This is a genomic window from Bacillus cereus group sp. N14 (genome assembly GCF_016483555.1).
In the GTDB taxonomy this organism is placed as follows: Bacteria; Bacillota; Bacilli; order Bacillales; family Bacillaceae_G; genus Bacillus_A; species Bacillus_A wiedmannii.
Window position 1 is genome coordinate 36,334 of sequence record NZ_JAEHBQ010000030.1, and the last position, 18,006, is coordinate 54,339.

Consider the following 18,006-nt stretch of genomic DNA (forward strand, 5'->3'; position numbering starts at 1 on the left):
TACTCCCTCAGCCGATTTATTTTACTAGTTTTCTTCTTATGAAAATAATTACATTTAACTATGATTCCCTATACTCTAATCCATATAATAATAGCCACTCTTGAATATTACTCTTTATATCAAAACCTAGCTTCGAGATTGTATCAGTTATTATTTCTGTATTTAATTTTTCTTTTTCCAAAACCTTTTGAATTTCTGCAGACCATATTTTAAGATTTTCATCCAAGCTAACAAATGATACTATCCCTAATCCCATATCAACATTTTTAGTTATTGTATTTGCCACTACACACGGAATACCTGCACACTGTGCTTCTAATGCAACAATTCCAAATCCCTCAAAAAGTGACGGAAAAAGAAAAACATCAAACATCCTTATAATTCTTGGAATATCTTTTCTTACTCCTAAAAATCTAACTTTTTCATAGATACCTAGTCTTTTGGATTCTAGCTCAATAGACTTCTGTAACGGACCATCTCCTACTAAAACAAGCATAAAATTAGGATCATATTTTAATACCTCATTGAAAACTTTCAATATAAATATATGATTTTTAGATTCAGAAAAACGCCCAATATGACCAATCACTTTCTGTTCAACTGGTATATTGAATTCATTCCTTATTTTATTATCATCCTGCATATTTACATTAATAAATTGATTAATATCTATTGCGTTTTTCATTATCTTTACCTTTGAATTATCAATGTTTTTTTGAAATAAAAAACGTGCAGATTCTACACTGCACGCACAATAATTTGTTCCTGCATAAGTAATAACTGTTCGTAAAAAACTCAATAAAACTTTCCCTTTTACCCCCGATCCCATCGGCCAATTATTACTATGTGAATGACAAATCCTTATTTTTATACCAGCTATTTTAGCAGCAATAGCCACAATCCCCCCCTGATAATCAGTATGTGCATGAGCGGCCACATATTGATTATCAGACATTACCTTAACAAGCTCTTTAATGTATGAAAGAGGGCCTAGCTGTCCTAAGCTAGATATTCGGTGTATTTTCCCACCTAACGCAATGATTTCCTTATCATAATCACTTTCTTCACTTTTATGGGAAACAAAATCAAATTGCACCATTTCTCTATCTATATTCCTATATACATTCATTAATAAGGTCTCAGCGCCACCTCGGTCCATCGCACTAACGATATGTAACACTCTTTTTGGTCGTTCTTGTTTAAACATTGAAAATTACTCCCATCTAAGAACGATTTTCAAATATATATTTTATCCCCAAAAACTACTCTTATAAACTATTCCTAAAGTAATAATATGTTCAAATACAAAGTAAACAAAATAACATAATATTACTGCATAGTAAATTAACTTTTGATCCTTTTCTATAAATAACTTTATAACCCACGATATCAATATCAAGTGATATAGCCCAAAATATATGGAGAATCTTGCAAAAATCCAATTTTGAGTTGAAATAATCATAAAAACTAGACCTAACAATGCCATATTTACGATATAATCACTTTCCGGAAAAATCTCTCTTAATTTATGTCTCCCAATATAAGCTAGAATGAGCGGTATTGCATCCACAGCAACCCGAAGAATATTAGCTCCTCCTTCTTGAAAATCCTTATAGTGACCATATTGTGTATCCCCTATAGTTGCAAAGAAAATTTCTGCAAACTGATTAAACCCTATTACTATAAGTACCGCAACAAAGAGTAGTATAAATGATATTGTCGACCATGCTTTTCTTCGGACTACAAAATAAATAGGAATTAATACAAGGGCGCTTTGATGAAAAGTAGAAGCAAATAGGACAATCAAAAAATATCTCTTCCAATTCCCATCTAAAATATATTTTGTAGCAGTAAAAATAATCGCTGCAGTTAAATACTGTCTTACTCCATTCATTGACACTAAATACATGCCGGATGCGATATACACATATAAACTTAATTCAATCATTCTTGAATATTTATATAGAACTGCTACTATTAATATATTTGTTAATAGAGCTGTTATCAAAATCAAAACTTGCGGATCATTCGTATATACTTTTAAAATCATTTGTAAAATACTAAATCCAACGTCCTTACTACTTTGAATATAATCCCAATTAAAATCAGTAACTGTAAAAGCATGCATATAAAAATACGTATCACCAATATTATTTCTAAAACCAGATACTAGTACAAGAGAGGTCGTCGCCATTAAAATCAAGAGTCGATTCGGTTTTAACATCACATTTTCTGAAGTTACTGGCATCGCAAAATACCGTGCAAAAAACGCTAGTACGAACACTATAAAGAAATTCATCCAAAGTATAGTCATTATTCTTCCCTCTTATCAATCCTAATTAAATTTCTATATATTTACTTTCATTCTTGTTTTCAATGTAATGTAACTATATAGAATAATCCCAAATGGCACTGCACAAAGGGTAAGCACTTTGCATGGTGACTCTTTTATAAATTTTTTATTCTTCGCAATAATGCTACTTGATACATAATGTACAGCTTGTCTATATTTAAACAATCTATTTGCAAATGGTAGCTTCATCAGTTCTTTACGATAAAAAGCAAAACCTTTTGGATTTTTACAATACTGACTTAGCATATTCATCGACGAACCATCAGGCATATATTCAACATAACAAAGTGCTTCGTTCATGAGTAACATCTCATATTTCTGATCCAACATATAGTATTTATATGCCAAACCTACATACTTTTCATTTTTAAAAACCGGATAAGGATACTTCCTAGTGAGTTCTGTTCGATATACTAATTTCTTATCTCCAGTTACACCATGTTTATTGTAAAGATTAAAAAGTGTAGAACGGTTAAGATTTAATGGTAGCTTTGAACCAATTACTGTCCCATCTTTATATAAATCAAGAGCAATAATTCCACTTACTTGGTCACTTCCATTTTCATCCCAAAATGAAATAATTTTCTCTACGGCGTCACTAGGCATTGAGTCATCTGAATCAATACATACATTAAGTTCTGTATCAATCATCTCGTAAGCTGCATTATGAGCACCATGCATCCCTTGATTTACTTGCCAGTAATACCGTATGCTTATGCAATCTTCAGAAATCCAAGATTGCACTAACTCCTTTGTATAATCATCAGACCCATCATCTATAATTAACCATATAAAATCTTTACACGTTTGCTGCTTCAAACTTTCATAACACCCCTGAAGACAATATGCTCGATTATATGTAGGGGTAAAAATCGTTAGCCTTTTCAATATGCTCACCTCGATACTGCTACATAAAATTTTTGGATAAACCTTGTAATATTTTTTATATCGTATCCTTTTTCAGCTAATACATTTTGTTCCACACTTCGCGATACCTGCTTGTTCGCTATATTTTGTAATGGACCTACCCAATTTCTTATTTCTAACAATGAACACTGTTCAACTAAATTCAACCCCAAATCCACATCTTGTGTAATAGTGTCCGATATAATACATGGCAAACCCGCCCCTTGTGCTTCAATAAGAGTAACTGGTAAACCTTCATAAATAGATGGAAATATAAATGTATCAAATGCTTGTAATAAACGATTAATATCACTACGTATTCCTAAAAATTTAACTTTATCTGTTAGATTCAGTTTCTCTACTTTTTTCTTCATTTCTAATCGAAGCGGCCCATCTCCAACTAATAGAAGAATAGAGTTCGGCCTGTATTCTATTAATTGAGCAAAAATATCAATTAAAAAAGTATGATTTTTTGGATGCGCAAATCTTCCCACGTGTCCAATCACAAAAACATCCCCATGAAGGTTGAGTTCTTTTCTTACCTGCGCTCTAATGTCTGGATTAAATGTAAATTCATCACATTCAATTCCATTTTTTAATATTTTTGTTGCACTTTCTCTATTAGCAAACAACCATTGCGCTGCAGCTACTGAACACGCTAAAAAATGTGTAGCACACGACGTAATAAATGCTCCTGCATACCATTTATATATTTTTGCTATAGCCCCACCCTCACTGCTTGTACTATGACTATGCGCAATCCTAACTGGCACCCTTGCTTTTTTTGCTGAACGAAGGACAAATCCGCTCATTTTATCCATATGTGAATGAATGATTTTATATTGTGGATGAGAGTTAAAGAAGGTATTGAGAGCCTTTATATAACCTCTATGACCAACATCTGTAACGTATGGAATTCTATGAACTTCCCCGCCCAACTTTACTATCTCTTCATCAAATACTCCCTCTTTACAAGTTAAAAAATCAAATTGTACTTTTGAGCGGTCTATATTACGATACAAATTCATAATTAAAGTTTCGGCTCCGCCTCTATTCATATTTACGACTACATGTAATACTCTTAATGGAGTGCCCAATTTAAATCCTCCATTTCATCCATATAACTTGTATAAATTTCTTTTTTCTCTTTCAATACTTCATTGACTGAATATTCATTCGCAATAATAGTACGTCCATACTGTCCAAACTGCGCTTGTAATTTAGTATTTTTAGAAATAGTATTGATTCTTTCAGCCATCGTCTTTATGTCATCGCGTTCTATAGTCCAACCATTTTTATTATTAATAATTAACTCCCTGTGCCCTCGGTTACTTGTAGCTACAACCGGAAGTCCACAAGCCATGGCTTCCATAATATTAACTGGCAAACCTTCCCTGTAACTGGATGCAACAGCTAGATCACACATCAGTAGCAAATGGGCTATATCATTTCTATAACCAAGAAAGTGCACCATACTACTCACACCTAGTTGCGTCGCTATTTTTTTGCACTCTTCCATTAACGGACCTTCTCCAGCAAGCAAAAGCTTTACATGTGGCATTTCATTTTTCAATTGTGCTAATACATGGATTAAAAAGCTTTGATTTTTATTCTTATTAAATTCAGCAGCATAAAACATTAAAAAATCTTTAGACTTATAACCATTTTTATGTCTTATTTTCTCCTTTTCACTTTCAGTAACAGGAACATATCGTTCTATATCTACCCCTACACCATGAACGAGTTTAATATCTTTAGCTTGAAAACGATGTTTAACCGCTAAATTGTAATCTTCTTGATTAATTGTTATGAGACAATCTGTAGTAGTAGCTAAACTTCTTTCGATTGGATAGTATAAAAGCCAATTTATAAACGGCGATCCTTTACAAAAGTGAAATCCATGCGCCGTATATATTACCTTTGTCCCTTCCCGCCGTGCTTTCCGGGCAGCTATTCGAGCAATTACACCTCCCATAGGCGTATGACAATGAATGATTTTATATTTATTTTGGTGAATAATTGATTTTAGTTTTTTATATGCATGAAGGTTTTGTATGCTAAGAGGAGATCTTTGAATAGGAATATTATATTTTTGAGTTACGTACGGAAGGTGCATATTCCCATTCGCTGCAACATGTACTTCCCAACCTTGGTCTGCAAACCATTTCAAATACGGTAAATGAAATGCTTTAAAATGATAATCCACAGTTGCACAAAACAGAACTTTTTTAGACACCATCCCACGCACCCGTCTTATTATAAATTTTTGCCTTTAACCTGATACTGGTATTAATAGCTTTAAAGTTTTACGCTGATTCACTAAATTTAACAATCGCTTTCTTAATTCTAATTCACTTAATACCGAATATTCAGAAATCAATTTTTCTATCTCATCTATACGAACATTCATTTCTTGCCCTACATAAATTCTCGGGTGGACTTGCTTTTCATTCATTTCATCTTCTTTTAGTAATTCTTCAAACAATTTCTCTCCAGGGCGTATACCCGTAAATTCTATTCCTATTTCATCCACAGAGTTTCCTGATAATCGAATGAGGTTTTTAGCAAGATCCACTATTTTTACTGGTTCTCCCATATCCAGTACAAAAATTTCTCCACCTTTTGCTAACGCACCGGCTTGTACTACCAGTCTAGATGCCTCCGGAATAGTCATAAAATAACGAACCATATCTGGGTGAGTAACTGTAACTGGCCCCCCTTTTTGAATCTGCTTCTTAAATAACGGGATAACACTCCCTCTACTTCCTAAGACATTTCCAAATCGTACAGTAACAAACTTTGTATGACTTATTTTATCTTTATGTTGTATTACCATCTCAGCTAATTTCTTTGTCGCCCCCATAACACTCGTTGGGTTCACTGCTTTATCCGACGAAATCATAACAAACGTTCCTACTCCATGTGTTTTTGCCGCCTCTGCTATATTCATAGTCCCAATCAAATTATTTTTAACTGCCTCTTCAGGATTGTTTTCCATTAATGGTACATGTTTATGTGCAGCAGCATGATATACAACATGAGGAAGATGTTTATTCATGATTAAATGCATCTTCTTTTCATCTTGGATATCTGCGATTTCTGGAATAAACACGCCTTTTTTATCATTATGTTTTTCATTTAATTCCATTTCTATTGAATATATACTGTTTTCTCCGTGCCCTAATAAAATCAATTTTTTCGGCTTAAATTTCGCAACTTGTCTACAAATTTCTGAACCTATTGATCCACCTGCACCAGTAACTAAAATGACTTTATCCGTTATATAATCTGAAATGATATCCACATCTAACTCTACAGGATCACGCCCTAATAAATCTTCTACTTGAACATCTCTGAATTCATTCACTGAAACTTTACCTGTTACTAAGTCTTCTAACATTGGAAGAATTTGCGTTTTTACATTTGTTTTTAAACAATCTTTTAAAATATTATTTCTATCTTTCTTGTTTAGCGAAGGAATTGCTAAAATTATCATTTCAATATTCAGTTTTTTGATAACGTAATCAATTTGGTTCGTACCACCAATTACCGGAATCCCCCAAATATCAAGATTATGTTTTTTGACATTATCATCAATAAACGCGACTGGCATTAATTCCGTAGCACTATTCTTCAACAACTGTCTTGCAACCATTGTCCCAGCGGATCCCGCACCAACAATTAACGTTCTTTTCTTATCTCCTTTTTTTACATAATAAATATCTCTGTACATTCTCCAAATAAAGCGAGAACCACCTATTAATAAAATATGAATCATCCAAGTAACAACTAACAATCGAAAATACATTTTCCCCATGACTAGTTGCTGCACAACCGCTGTAGTAAGTATAGAAAATGTAACAACCTTGCATATAATTAGCAATTCTCCTATACTTGCATATTCCAATGCCTTTTTATACAACTTATAAATAAAAGCAAACAAATGATGACTAACTAATAAAGTGATAGAGCTAATAACTGATGATAAAGTGATAACACTGAAGCTAGCATTTACAAAAAAATAACTAAAAAAAATAGCAGTTAATACTATCAGTGAATCCATTAAAAGCAATAACGATATCCTCCGGCGATACGTCATATAACTTCCTCCTTTAATCAATTCCTTACTTAACTCTTTCAAACTTAAAGTTTCTAACTATATTCTCTTTATTAAAAACACATAGTTAGAAACTTTAATAAAACATGGGCATCTAACCCTCCCTCACATTACACTTTTGACGACTGGCATCTAAGGTTGTTTTCACAACCCACAGCATAATCGAGTGCCTCCATTGATAGCGGTCAGGAGACATCACCACATCACGATTTTATTTTCTTCTTTATAACGAACAATTCCACTTGTGAAAGTTTAATTTAAAAATAGCTTTTATACTTTCCCATTCAAAATCGCACCCAACATTCTACTTTTCGTAAAACTTAGTGCCCTTTTCGTTTCAAGTGCGTCTTCGTTCACAGTGCGATTATATCGGATCACCAAAAGTACTCCTTCACACTTATCAGCTAATACGCTCGTATCTGTTACTTCTAATACAGGGGAAGAGTCAAATAATATGATGTCATACCGTTCCATCGCCTTTTGAATCAACATATCCATTTCCTCTGAACTAAGTACTTCTGACGGATTGAATGGTACTGGACCGCTAGTTAATACATCCAGACTCTCCATCCTTGTTTTTTTTACAGCACCTACCAAATTTGTTTTTCCGTTCAATATGTCAGTTAATCCAATTGTATTTTCTACTTCTAACATTTCATGAATCGTTGGTGTTCGTAAATTCGCATCTATTACCAATACTTTTTCACCTTTTTGTGCTATTGAGACTGCTAAATTTACTGTAATCGTTGATTTCCCTTCACCGTACCTCGGAGAAGTAATCACTATCGTCCTGATTTTATGCATAGACGAAGATAATTGAATGTTTGTTCGAAGCGAACGATACTGCTCCGAAATTTTCGATCTTGGGGCGGTATACGCAACTATACTCTCTCCTTTAACTTTATTTGTTTTCCGTCTATTTTTGTATGCCACTCCGTTCCCTCCCCCAATAGCACTGTATTTTTCCCACTAAATTTATCTTTCATATTCTTCTTATTCATTTTAGAAATTCCACCCAAAACAGGGATATCTAACAATTGTTCAATTCGTCGTTCTGATTGGATTCTCTCATCCAATGAATCCAATAAAAAAATAAAACCGATACTGAGCACCATACCTAGCGTGAATGCGATTAGTATCGTCTTAAAGTGATTTATATTTATAGGCATAGAATTTTTTTGAACTGGATCCTCTGGTAATATACTTACATTATTAAAATTCAGTATATTTGCTACTTCTTGCTTATAAACAGCCGCTGTAGTATTTGCAATTTTATGTGCAAGCACAGGATCCATATCCACTACATTTATCCTCATAATTTGAGAGCCTTGTACACTTTCTGTACTTATTTGTCCACTTAATGCACCTGCTGATCTGTTTATATTCAATTCAGCAGCTACTTTTTCTAATATTACAGGCTCATTTACCATTGCTTTCAATGTATTCATCGTTTCGGCATTAGCTTGAACAATTACCCTTGCCGAAGAAGCATACAAAGGCGTTTTCATATACATACTATACAGGACTCCTCCTACCGTTGTGAGAGTCGTAAACAATAGTAGTATCCACACCCTTTTCCGCATTAAAGTGAATAGATTTTTCAAATTTATTTCCTTATTCATTACTTCTCCCCCTCATTTAATACCAATGAGATTTCAGTTGAGCATTCCATAAAAAAACAAAAACAAGATTATTATTTTTATTTTTCGAATATACAAAACTCCCTAATTACTGTCATTTTAGTTCTTTATATAGAACGAGTCAATATAATTTATTTTTGTTTAATCACTTCTTAATTCCAGTTCAAAAATTACGACAATATTCTTCATAATTCACTGTAGATAAATGACGAAAACACCCTATTACTGCAGTATCAGGGTGTTTTTCTTTGTATTAAAACGGATTGTAGCAAGGCTTTTTAAAACTTTTAAATCGGTCGTATATTATAACTCACTTTTTCAATTGAAATTCATTTCACATTGGTATTAGCAAATACATTTTTGAATTTGTTTGCCCCTTTATATCCCCTCCTATAAAAATGTTTTGTAAATAAAAAACCCTCAACACATTATGTGTCAAGGGTTTAAGCCTCTTAGTATAGAGACATATATTGATCACGTTCCCATTGGTGAACTTGCGTGCGGAAGATATCCCACTCAATCTCTTTCGCTTCGATGAAGTGCTCAAGTAAATGGTCACCTAGTGCACCACATACTACTTCATTCGATTGCAATGTAATTAATGCTTGCGCTAATGTTGCTGGTAAGTCAACGATGCCTGCTTCTTCGCGCTCTTCTTTTGTCATTACATAGATGTTACGGTCTACTGCAGCTGGTGGAGTTAATTTGTTTTTAATTCCATCAAGACCTGCTGCTAATAATGTAGCCATTACTAAATATGGGTTTGCAGCTGGGTCAACACTACGTACTTCTACGCGTGTACTAATTCCACGAGATGCAGGGATACGTACTAACGGGCTACGATTTTGTGCAGACCATGCTACGTAACAAGGAGCTTCGTATCCAGGTACTAAACGCTTGTAAGAGTTTACAGTTGGGTTTGCTACCGCTGTAAATGCTGGTGCGTGTTTTAAAATACCTGCGATGAAGTGACGAGCATCATCACTTAATTGTAAGTCACCGTTTTGATCGAAAAATACGTTCTCACCATTTTTGAATAGTGATAAGTTACAGTGCATACCTGAACCGTTCACACCATATAATGGTTTTGGCATAAATGTTGCGTGTAAACCGTGTTTACGAGCAATTGTTTTTACAACAAGTTTGAATGTTTGAATGTCATCACATGAACGAATTGCATTTGCATATTTAAAGTCAATTTCATGTTGCCCTGGAGCAACCTCATGGTGAGACGCTTCGATTTCAAAGCCCATTTCTTCAAGTTCAAGAACGATATCACGACGACAGTTTTCCCCTAGATCCATCGGCGCAAGGTCGAAGTATCCACCGTTATCGTTTAATTCTAATGTTGGATTTCCTTTTTCATCTACTTTAAATAGGAAGAATTCTGGCTCTGGTCCAAGATTGAAATCTGAGAATCCTAATGCTTCCATTTCTTTTAATACACGCTTTAAGTTGTTACGTGGATCGCCATCAAATGGAGTGCCATCTGCATTGTAAATATCACAGATTAATCGAGCTACTTTGCCTTTTTCAGCTGTCCAAGGGAAAATTACCCAAGTATCTAAATCCGGGAATAAGTACATATCAGATTCTTCAATACGTACGAAACCTTCAATAGAAGATCCATCAAACATCATTTTGTTATCAAGAGCTTTTGTTAATTGGCTCACTGGAATTTCTACGTTTTTAATTACTCCTAAAAGGTCCGTAAATTGTAAGCGGATATACTTTACATTCTCTTCTTTCGCCAAACGGAAAATATCTTCTCTTGTGTACCTAGCCATTATAAATTCCTCCTTAGTCCCTCTAAACACCTTCAGAATCAGTTATCTTTAGTGAAAAAACCTTGAAATGTCACCTTGTCGCAATGAAGTCCGATTGAATCTACCTGTATGTTGTAGTTCATCTCGAAGTATTTTGCGAAGCTCGGTTTTTGAAATTTCTTTCGTTTCCTCTTTTACTTTCACTGTTTCTGTTTGATTTACTTTCATTAGTAACACTTGTTTAATACCAGCCATATTCAAGCCTTGATCTAATAAATCTTTAATCTCTAACAACTTATCTACATCGTTAAATGAAAATAATCTACGATTCCCCTTTGTACGGGTTGGAGAAACAAGATTATGCTCTTCATAGTAGCGAATTTGACGTGCAGATAATTGTGTTAAATCCATAACAATACCAATAGGAAACAGCGGGGCAGAACGTCTATCTTCTTTCATTGTTTCAGTTCCTCCTTCGCCTTAACTGCTTCTCATTTTATACCATGTTATGTTTAGTGTCAATAGATGTTAGCTTTTCTTACATGATTTTTTTATAAATTTTTTCATTCTTTTTTCTAATGAAATTAATCATTACTTTCATTAGAAAAAAGCTGTCGAAATCGACAGCTTCCCCTTAAGAAATTGTTAATAATTCTTTTTCAATTAACGCATCAATTGCAGAACAAATCGCAATCTTCACATGTGAATAAGTTAACCCACCTTGCACGTAAGCAACATAAGGCGGACGAATTGGACCATCAGCTGACAATTCAATACTTGCACCTTGAATAAACGTTCCCGCAGCCATAATTACATCATCTTCATAACCCGGCATATAGTTGGCATATGGAGTGAAGTGAGAATTAATTGGAGATGCATATTGAATCGCTTGGCAGAATGCAATCATACGATCTTTATCATCAAATTGAACAGACTGAATTAAATCTGTTCTTGGTGCATTCCATGCTGGTGATGTATTCATTCCTAACTTCTCTAAAAATGCAGCTGTAAAAATCGCACCTTTTAGCGCTTGTCCCGCTACATGCGGCGCTAAGAAGAAACCTTGATACATTTCTTGCAGACTGTATAAAGATGCCCCTGCTTCCGCACCGATTCCCGGAGATGTTAAACGATATGCACACGCTTCAACATACTGTTCTTTACCAACAATGTAACCACCAGTTTTAACAATTCCACCACCAGGGTTTTTAATAAGCGAACCTGCCATTAAATCTGCACCAACATGACATGGCTCTTGCTCTTCAATAAACTCACCATAACAGTTATCTACAAACACAACAACATCAGGTTTAATTTCTTTAACGAATGCTATCATCTCTTTAATTTGAGAAATAGTAAACGATGGACGAGTAGCATAACCTTTTGAGCGCTGAATCCCAATCATCTTCGTATTACTATGAATTGCAGCCGCAACAGCTCCAAAATCAACAAGCCCCTCTTCAGTAAGTGGAACTGCATTATAACCAATATTATATTCTTTAAATGAACCTACACCTTTTCCGCGTACACCAACGATTTCTTCTAACGTATCATACGGTTTGCCAGTGATATACAATAACTCATCTCCCGGACGTAAAATACCGAATAACGCTGTAGAAATAGCATGAGTACCTGAAATAATTTGCGGACGAACAAGACCAGCTTCCGCTCCAAATACATCCGCATACACTTTTTCTAACGTATCACGGCCAATATCATCATAACCGTAACCTGTCGTCGGGATAAAATGCGAATCACTAATTTTATGTTTACGAAAACTTTCTAACACACGAAACTGATTGCTTTCAATTACTTCATCCGCGCGTTTATGTACTTCTGTAATCTGGCTCTCTACTTCTTTTACGATTGGAGCAATTTTTTCTCCATTTTTCAAACGATCAAACATTTTTATTTTCTCCTTCTTCCACTAAAAATCTCTTTAATTGCACATTAAGCGATGAATGAGCAAAAATATACCCTACGCAATCATATACAAATTTTTCTTCCAGAAACTCCATCTTTGTTAATAGCGTTTCCGTCTTTAATAGCGTTAACAGCTTACCTTCACTCGGTGGAATTTCCACTTGATAACGATTCATTTCTTCCTTCATTTTCGTTTCTATCGCTTCTTTTATATGTAATAAATCACTTTGTTCAAAGGCACTAGTCATTAAGAAGTCACTTTTCGGAAACGGAATAAAGTTTTGATGTAATTCATCTTTTTTATTATATAACGTAATAATAGGAATATGACTAATTTCAAGTTCTGACAATAATCGTTTTACTGTTTTCTCATGCCCTACATAATTAGGATCCGCTGAATCAACTACATGTAAAATAACATCCGCTTCACCAGCTTCTTCTAATGTCGAACGAAAAGCAGCAATTAATGACGTAGGTAAATCTTGTATAAAACCCACCGTATCAGTTAGTAATACTGTATAACCTGAAGGTAAGGGCATCTTCCTTGTCGTCGGGTCTAGCGTTGCAAACAACAAGTTTTCTTCAAACGTATCTGCTTCCGTCAATCTATTAAACAGTGTAGATTTTCCAGCATTCGTATACCCTATTAATGAAACTTGAAATACTTTATTATCTTTTCTTCTCTCACGATATCTTTTTCGATGCTCCACAACACCCGCAAGTTGTTTCTTTATTTCATCAACGCGTGATCGAATATGACGACGATCCGTCTCAAGTTTCGTCTCACCCGGCCCTCTCGTTCCAATACCGCCACCAAGACGTGATAAAGACAATCCTTGCCCCATAAGACGCGGCATTGTATATTGCAACTGAGCTAATTCTACTTGAAGCTTACCTTCCCTCGACTTCGCACGTTGCGCAAAAATATCTAATATTAGTTGCGTTCGATCAATTACCCTCGCATCTAATACTGAGGATAAATTCCGAATTTGACTCGGCGTTAATTCGTTATTAAATACGATAACATCCGGTTCTAATTCTTCCGTTAACATTGTAAGCTCTTCTAATTTACCTTTACCTATATAAGTCGCCGGATGAAACTTCGGTCGTTTTTGCGTTGTAGACACTAATAATTCTGCTCGTGCAGTCTTCGCTAGCGATGCAAGCTCTTTCATGGAATGCATAAACTTTTCATCATCATCTTGTGGCAATTGACAGCCTACTAATATGACTTTTTCTTTTTCTTCCATCAAATATGTTCACTCATCCTTTTCGAAATTTAAACCTTCTAATATAATAGCAGAGGAAGCACATTTCATCTAGTTAGCGGGGGAGAAAATTCATGGCATGGGAGATTTTTAGCATCATAGGCACAATCGCTTTCGCACTAAGCGGAGCCATTGTTGCAATGGAAGAGGATTATGATATTTTCGGAGTGTATATTTTAGGAATGGCAACCGCATTTGGGGGAGGTGCCCTTCGTAATTTATTAATCGGTTATCCGATTGTCGCGTTTTGGCAACAAGACATGTTATTCCAAATCGCACTACTATCAATGACGATTATTTTTCTTTTTCCTAATAAATTAATTAGACACTGGAAAAAGTGGGAAAATATCACTGATGCTATCGGCTTATCAGCATTCGCCGTACAAGGAGCATTATACGCTCAAAAATTAAATTTACCAATTAGCGCTACAATCGTAGCAGCTGTTTTAACTGGTATTGGCGGTGGTATCATCCGCGATCTTTTAGCCCGCAGAAAACCTCTCGTCCTTCGAGCTGAAGTATATGCCTTTTGGACGATTCTAGCAGGTTTCTTAATCGGTGCTCAAATTATTGTTAGCGATTGGGCTCTATATACCTTATTCATTTTAATTGTTTGCTTCCGCATGGTTTCTATTCATTACAAATGGCATTTACCGCATAGACGTATCGATACAAAAGAGCGTTCAGTGCATAAATAGCAATCCAACCTCTTTACAGATCGTAAAGAGGTTTTTCTTTTCTAACGAGTTTTTCTTTACATAATGTTTATACTAATCCTCAAAGCGAGGTGAACACAAATGACAAACCACATTAATAAAGGTGCTCAAAAAAGCTCAGTAGGTCAAATTGGACACGATTCTAATTCTGCACACGAAAAAAGCGCTAAAATGGAACGCTTCCATAAATCTTATCAAGAAAAAGCAAAAAAAGAGTAGCAGCACTTATACAAAAAACAGACGCACAGTTTACGTACTGTGCGTCTCCTCTTCAAGCATCAAATCACAACTTGATATCCCAATTAAATCATATTTATCATAAGTATCCTCTTGCAACAACCGCATAGCCTGTGTACGAATCGATTTTTCAACAATATTCCGTACATATCTTCCATTACTAAACGATGTAATTTGCGATGAGTACTTTACAGCATGTAAATGATCTCTAAATTTCCATTCAGCCTCTTTCGATAACTGGTATTCACGTTCTTCATACATCCTCTTCCCAATTTCCAACAGTTGATTAACTGAGTAATCAGAAAATTCTATTATAAACGGAAAACGTGATTGCAGTCCTGGATTTAATGAAAGAAAGTGATTCATCTCTCTTGAATAACCGGCTAAAATCAATACAAAACCGTGTTGTTTATCTTCCATATGTTTTACGAGCGTATCAATTGCTTCTTTCCCAAAATCTTTTTCTCCCCCTCTGGCTAATGAATACGCCTCATCAATAAACAAAATACCTCCCATTGCTTTTTTTATTAAATCTCTTGTTTTCTGAGCTGTATGACCGATGTACTCTCCTACAAGATCAGCTCGTTCAGCTTCAACTAAGTGCCCTTTTGATAGAATATTCATCTCAAACAACAATTTCCCTATCATTCTAGCAACAGTTGTCTTCCCTGTACCTGGATTCCCTTTAAACAACATATGGAGTACTTGCTTCTCAGATTTCAACCCTATTTCTTGTCTTTTTTTATTCACATAAATCCAAGCATATATTTCTTTTATTATCTTTTTTATATCATCCATCCCAACAAGCTTTCCCATCTCTTCTTCAATTCTTTGCAACATCTCATGTTTCGTAGTAGTTTCACTTGAAATCACTGTTTTATTTTCTGCGGCCGGTAAAGAAATTTTCTTTCGATGATTTAACACAATGTTAATTTGATTATTATTTTTCTTTCGCATCGATTGTTCCATACAATCACCTCATTTTATCCCGCATGAACAGGCAGTAAGACTCCCACCTCAAAATTCAGCAAATGCTAGGAAGTTAGCCGGGAGATAACTGTCCGTAAATGCCCGATTGGTTCAACTAATAATCAGAGGGATGAACAAAATCCCCACTGATTAAAGTTTCACTTTATCCACTCACCAAATATTATTATTCCGGTCTCCCTTGCAAATGACTATTTTCAGAAAAGTTTGCTATAATATAAGAAATAATGAAGGTGGTGGGACTATGGAGACAACGGAATTCCATGATACAATACAAGCCTTTTCTATTTTTTTATTGAATAAAGGCCGAAAACCTTCAACCATTAAACGTTATGTTTATGACATTGAAGATTTCGGACATTGGTTAGAAAAAAACAAAAAGCTCCCTTCCAGTAATATATGGGCTACACTTTGTACAAAAGACTACGAAGATTACTTTTCCGACCTAAAAAAGAATCGACATTACTCAGAGAAAACGATGCACCGTGTATTTATTGTATTAAATAGAATGCATCATTTTCTAAACATCCCTAACCCATTAAAGAACATGGAAATTTCTATTCAACCAGACCGCACACTTCGTAACGAAGATTTCATTTCATCTGATGAAGAAAAAAGATTGAAACATATAATCACTTCATTAGAAGGACTTTCAGAAAAACAACGTCCTGTGCGCCCTTTATTAATGGATCGTAATGTTGCTATTTTAAACTTATTAATCGACTATGGATTATCCTTACAGGAACTTACAGCGTTAACTATGCATCACGTTCACTTTGAAACTAACACATTATCTATCCCAGCAACCGCAGGGGTAGAAAGAACAATTACATTAACTAACGAAGACAAAAAACAACTATATACTTATTACAAAAGCATCCCTGAACCCGTTCGCCCAAAATACCATAGTCATGACCCATTATTTATCGCATTTGATTTTAATCGTGGAACATACAGATGGGTATACGAAAATGATGCACCGAAGGGATTAACAGAAATCGCTATCCAAAAAATGATTCGCCTTGAAGTATCTAGAGCTAATTTACGCAAAGGAATCTCAGGACAACACTTTCGTAACACCTATATTTTAAACTTAATAAAAAAAGAAACTCCGGAGTCAGAAATTATAAAACTAGCTGGATTCAAATCAAAAGTTTCACTAAAACGATATTATCAATACGCAGAAAATAGAAAAAACGCCTTATCATGAGGCGTTTTTTCTATTTTTTCTTTAAACAAACGATTTTACTATGACCATTTAACTAATTTTTGCATCTACTATGATGAGTTTCATTCACATTCTCATGAGAAAGGAGAGATTTAATGTCTCGTTATGACGACAGTCAAAACAAATTCTCCAAACCATGCTTTCCAAGTAGCGCTGGACGAATCCCAAATACCCCATCGATCCCAATTACTAAAGCACAACTTAGAACATTTCGCGCAATCATTATCGATTTAACAAAAATAATCCCAAAACTTTTTGCAAATCCATCTCCCCAAAATATTGAAGATCTAATTGATACATTGAACCTACTAAGTAAATTTATTTGTTCACTAGAAGCTACTTCCTCCCTGAAAGCGCAAGGATTAGCTATTATCAAAAACTTAATAACTATATTAAAAAATCCAACTTTTGTAGCAAGCGCTGTATTTATCGAGCTTCAAAATCTAATTAATTATTTACTATACATTACAAAACTATTCCGAATTGACCCTTGCACACTTCAAGAGCTTCTTAAATTAATCGCAGCATTACAAACCGCTCTAGTTAATTCTGCTTCATTCATTCAAGGACCTACTGGACCTACCGGGCCAGCGGGCGCTACTGGTGCTACTGGTGCTACCGGACCTCAAGGTAACACGGGCGCTACCGGCGCCACTGGACCTCAAGGTAACACGGGCGCTACTGGTGCTACCGGACCTCAAGGTAACACGGGCGCTACCGGCGCCACTGGACCTCGAGGTAATACTGGCGCTACTGGTGCTACCGGACCTCAAGGTAACACGGGCGCTACTGGTGCTACAGGAACACATGGCCCAGCCGGCGAGACGGGTCGAGCGGTCGGAGGGCGGCTTCGGGGGGATAAAGG

General features: G+C 35.2%; 17 protein-coding genes. 4 read left to right on the forward strand and 13 right to left on the reverse strand.

Annotated elements, in window-relative coordinates:
- Nucleotides 1–58: 58 nt before the first annotated feature.
- From JDS82_RS26520 to hflX, 12 genes are all read right to left on the reverse strand, one after another.
- The gene (locus tag JDS82_RS26520) at nucleotides 59–1,207 is read right to left on the reverse strand and encodes a glycosyltransferase family 1 protein (RefSeq protein ID WP_000476157.1); all 1,149 of its coding nucleotides are present in this window, start codon (nucleotides 1,205–1,207) and stop codon (nucleotides 59–61) included.
- A 42-nt stretch (nucleotides 1,208–1,249) separates the two neighbouring features.
- Complete coding sequence (locus JDS82_RS26525) at nucleotides 1,250–2,314, reverse strand: EpsG family protein (protein WP_000154271.1); 1,065 nt, start codon at nucleotides 2,312–2,314, stop codon at nucleotides 1,250–1,252.
- Between the two features lie 33 nt (nucleotides 2,315–2,347).
- Nucleotides 2,348–3,241 (reverse strand): glycosyltransferase family 2 protein, encoded by an 894-nt coding sequence (locus JDS82_RS26530; RefSeq protein WP_061672877.1) that lies wholly within the window; start codon nucleotides 3,239–3,241, stop codon nucleotides 2,348–2,350.
- A 5-nt stretch (nucleotides 3,242–3,246) separates the two neighbouring features.
- Nucleotides 3,247–4,356 carry a glycosyltransferase family 1 protein gene (locus tag JDS82_RS26535; RefSeq protein ID WP_061672878.1) on the reverse strand — a complete coding sequence of 370 codons (1,110 nt, stop codon included), beginning with the start codon at nucleotides 4,354–4,356 and terminating at the stop codon, nucleotides 3,247–3,249.
- Nucleotides 4,341–5,498 (reverse strand): glycosyltransferase family 4 protein, encoded by a 1,158-nt coding sequence (locus tag JDS82_RS26540; protein ID WP_046957678.1) that lies wholly within the window; start codon nucleotides 5,496–5,498, stop codon nucleotides 4,341–4,343. The genes JDS82_RS26535 and JDS82_RS26540 overlap by 16 nt, the downstream gene beginning before the upstream one ends.
- 33 nt (nucleotides 5,499–5,531) lie before the next feature.
- Entirely contained in the window at nucleotides 5,532–7,358 is a 1,827-nt protein-coding gene (locus JDS82_RS26545) for a polysaccharide biosynthesis protein (RefSeq protein WP_000222380.1), read from the reverse strand.
- A gap of 288 nt (nucleotides 7,359–7,646) precedes the next feature.
- A complete protein-coding gene (locus tag JDS82_RS26550; RefSeq protein ID WP_000323607.1) occupies nucleotides 7,647–8,309 on the reverse strand; it encodes a CpsD/CapB family tyrosine-protein kinase in 663 nt (220 codons plus the stop codon).
- Nucleotides 8,258–8,998 carry a YveK family protein gene (locus JDS82_RS26555; RefSeq protein ID WP_001031068.1) on the reverse strand — a complete coding sequence of 247 codons (741 nt, stop codon included), beginning with the start codon at nucleotides 8,996–8,998 and terminating at the stop codon, nucleotides 8,258–8,260. The genes JDS82_RS26550 and JDS82_RS26555 overlap by 52 nt, the downstream gene beginning before the upstream one ends.
- 470 nt (nucleotides 8,999–9,468) lie before the next feature.
- On the reverse strand, nucleotides 9,469–10,803 hold the full coding sequence (gene glnA, locus JDS82_RS26560) for a type I glutamate--ammonia ligase (RefSeq protein ID WP_000135336.1): 1,335 nt from the start codon (nucleotides 10,801–10,803) through the stop codon (nucleotides 9,469–9,471).
- 48 nt (nucleotides 10,804–10,851) lie between these two features.
- Entirely contained in the window at nucleotides 10,852–11,241 is a 390-nt protein-coding gene (gene glnR, locus JDS82_RS26565; protein ID WP_000656785.1) for a transcriptional repressor GlnR, read from the reverse strand.
- Between the two features lie 175 nt (nucleotides 11,242–11,416).
- On the reverse strand, nucleotides 11,417–12,688 hold the full coding sequence (locus JDS82_RS26570) for a methionine gamma-lyase family protein (RefSeq protein ID WP_000460296.1): 1,272 nt from the start codon (nucleotides 12,686–12,688) through the stop codon (nucleotides 11,417–11,419).
- On the reverse strand, nucleotides 12,681–13,955 hold the full coding sequence (gene hflX, locus JDS82_RS26575) for a GTPase HflX (RefSeq protein WP_000391404.1): 1,275 nt from the start codon (nucleotides 13,953–13,955) through the stop codon (nucleotides 12,681–12,683). Before hflX ends, JDS82_RS26570 begins: the two co-directional genes overlap by 8 nt.
- A 92-nt stretch (nucleotides 13,956–14,047) precedes the next feature.
- On the opposite strand from hflX, the gene JDS82_RS26580 reads away from it, so the two are divergent.
- Both JDS82_RS26580 and JDS82_RS26585 read left to right on the forward strand, forming a co-directional pair.
- The gene (locus JDS82_RS26580) at nucleotides 14,048–14,671 is read left to right on the forward strand and encodes a trimeric intracellular cation channel family protein (RefSeq protein ID WP_000312271.1); all 624 of its coding nucleotides are present in this window, start codon (nucleotides 14,048–14,050) and stop codon (nucleotides 14,669–14,671) included.
- A gap of 99 nt (nucleotides 14,672–14,770) precedes the next feature.
- Nucleotides 14,771–14,908: a hypothetical protein gene (locus JDS82_RS26585; RefSeq protein WP_064471095.1), complete on the forward strand. Its 138-nt coding sequence runs from the start codon at nucleotides 14,771–14,773 to the stop codon at nucleotides 14,906–14,908.
- 30 nt (nucleotides 14,909–14,938) lie between these two features.
- Here JDS82_RS26585 and spoVK read toward each other — a convergent pair whose 3' ends face one another.
- Nucleotides 14,939–15,895: a stage V sporulation protein K gene (gene spoVK, locus JDS82_RS26590; RefSeq protein ID WP_000438186.1), complete on the reverse strand. Its 957-nt coding sequence runs from the start codon at nucleotides 15,893–15,895 to the stop codon at nucleotides 14,939–14,941.
- A 262-nt stretch (nucleotides 15,896–16,157) separates the two neighbouring features.
- Between spoVK and JDS82_RS26595 the strand changes: the two genes are divergently transcribed.
- Both JDS82_RS26595 and JDS82_RS26600 read left to right on the forward strand, forming a co-directional pair.
- Entirely contained in the window at nucleotides 16,158–17,123 is a 966-nt protein-coding gene (locus tag JDS82_RS26595; RefSeq protein ID WP_098057549.1) for a tyrosine-type recombinase/integrase, read from the forward strand.
- Nucleotides 17,124–17,236: 113 nt separating this feature from the next.
- On the forward strand, nucleotides 17,237–18,006 hold a 770-nt coding region (locus JDS82_RS26600; protein ID WP_199714187.1), incomplete at its 3' end, for a collagen-like repeat preface domain-containing protein.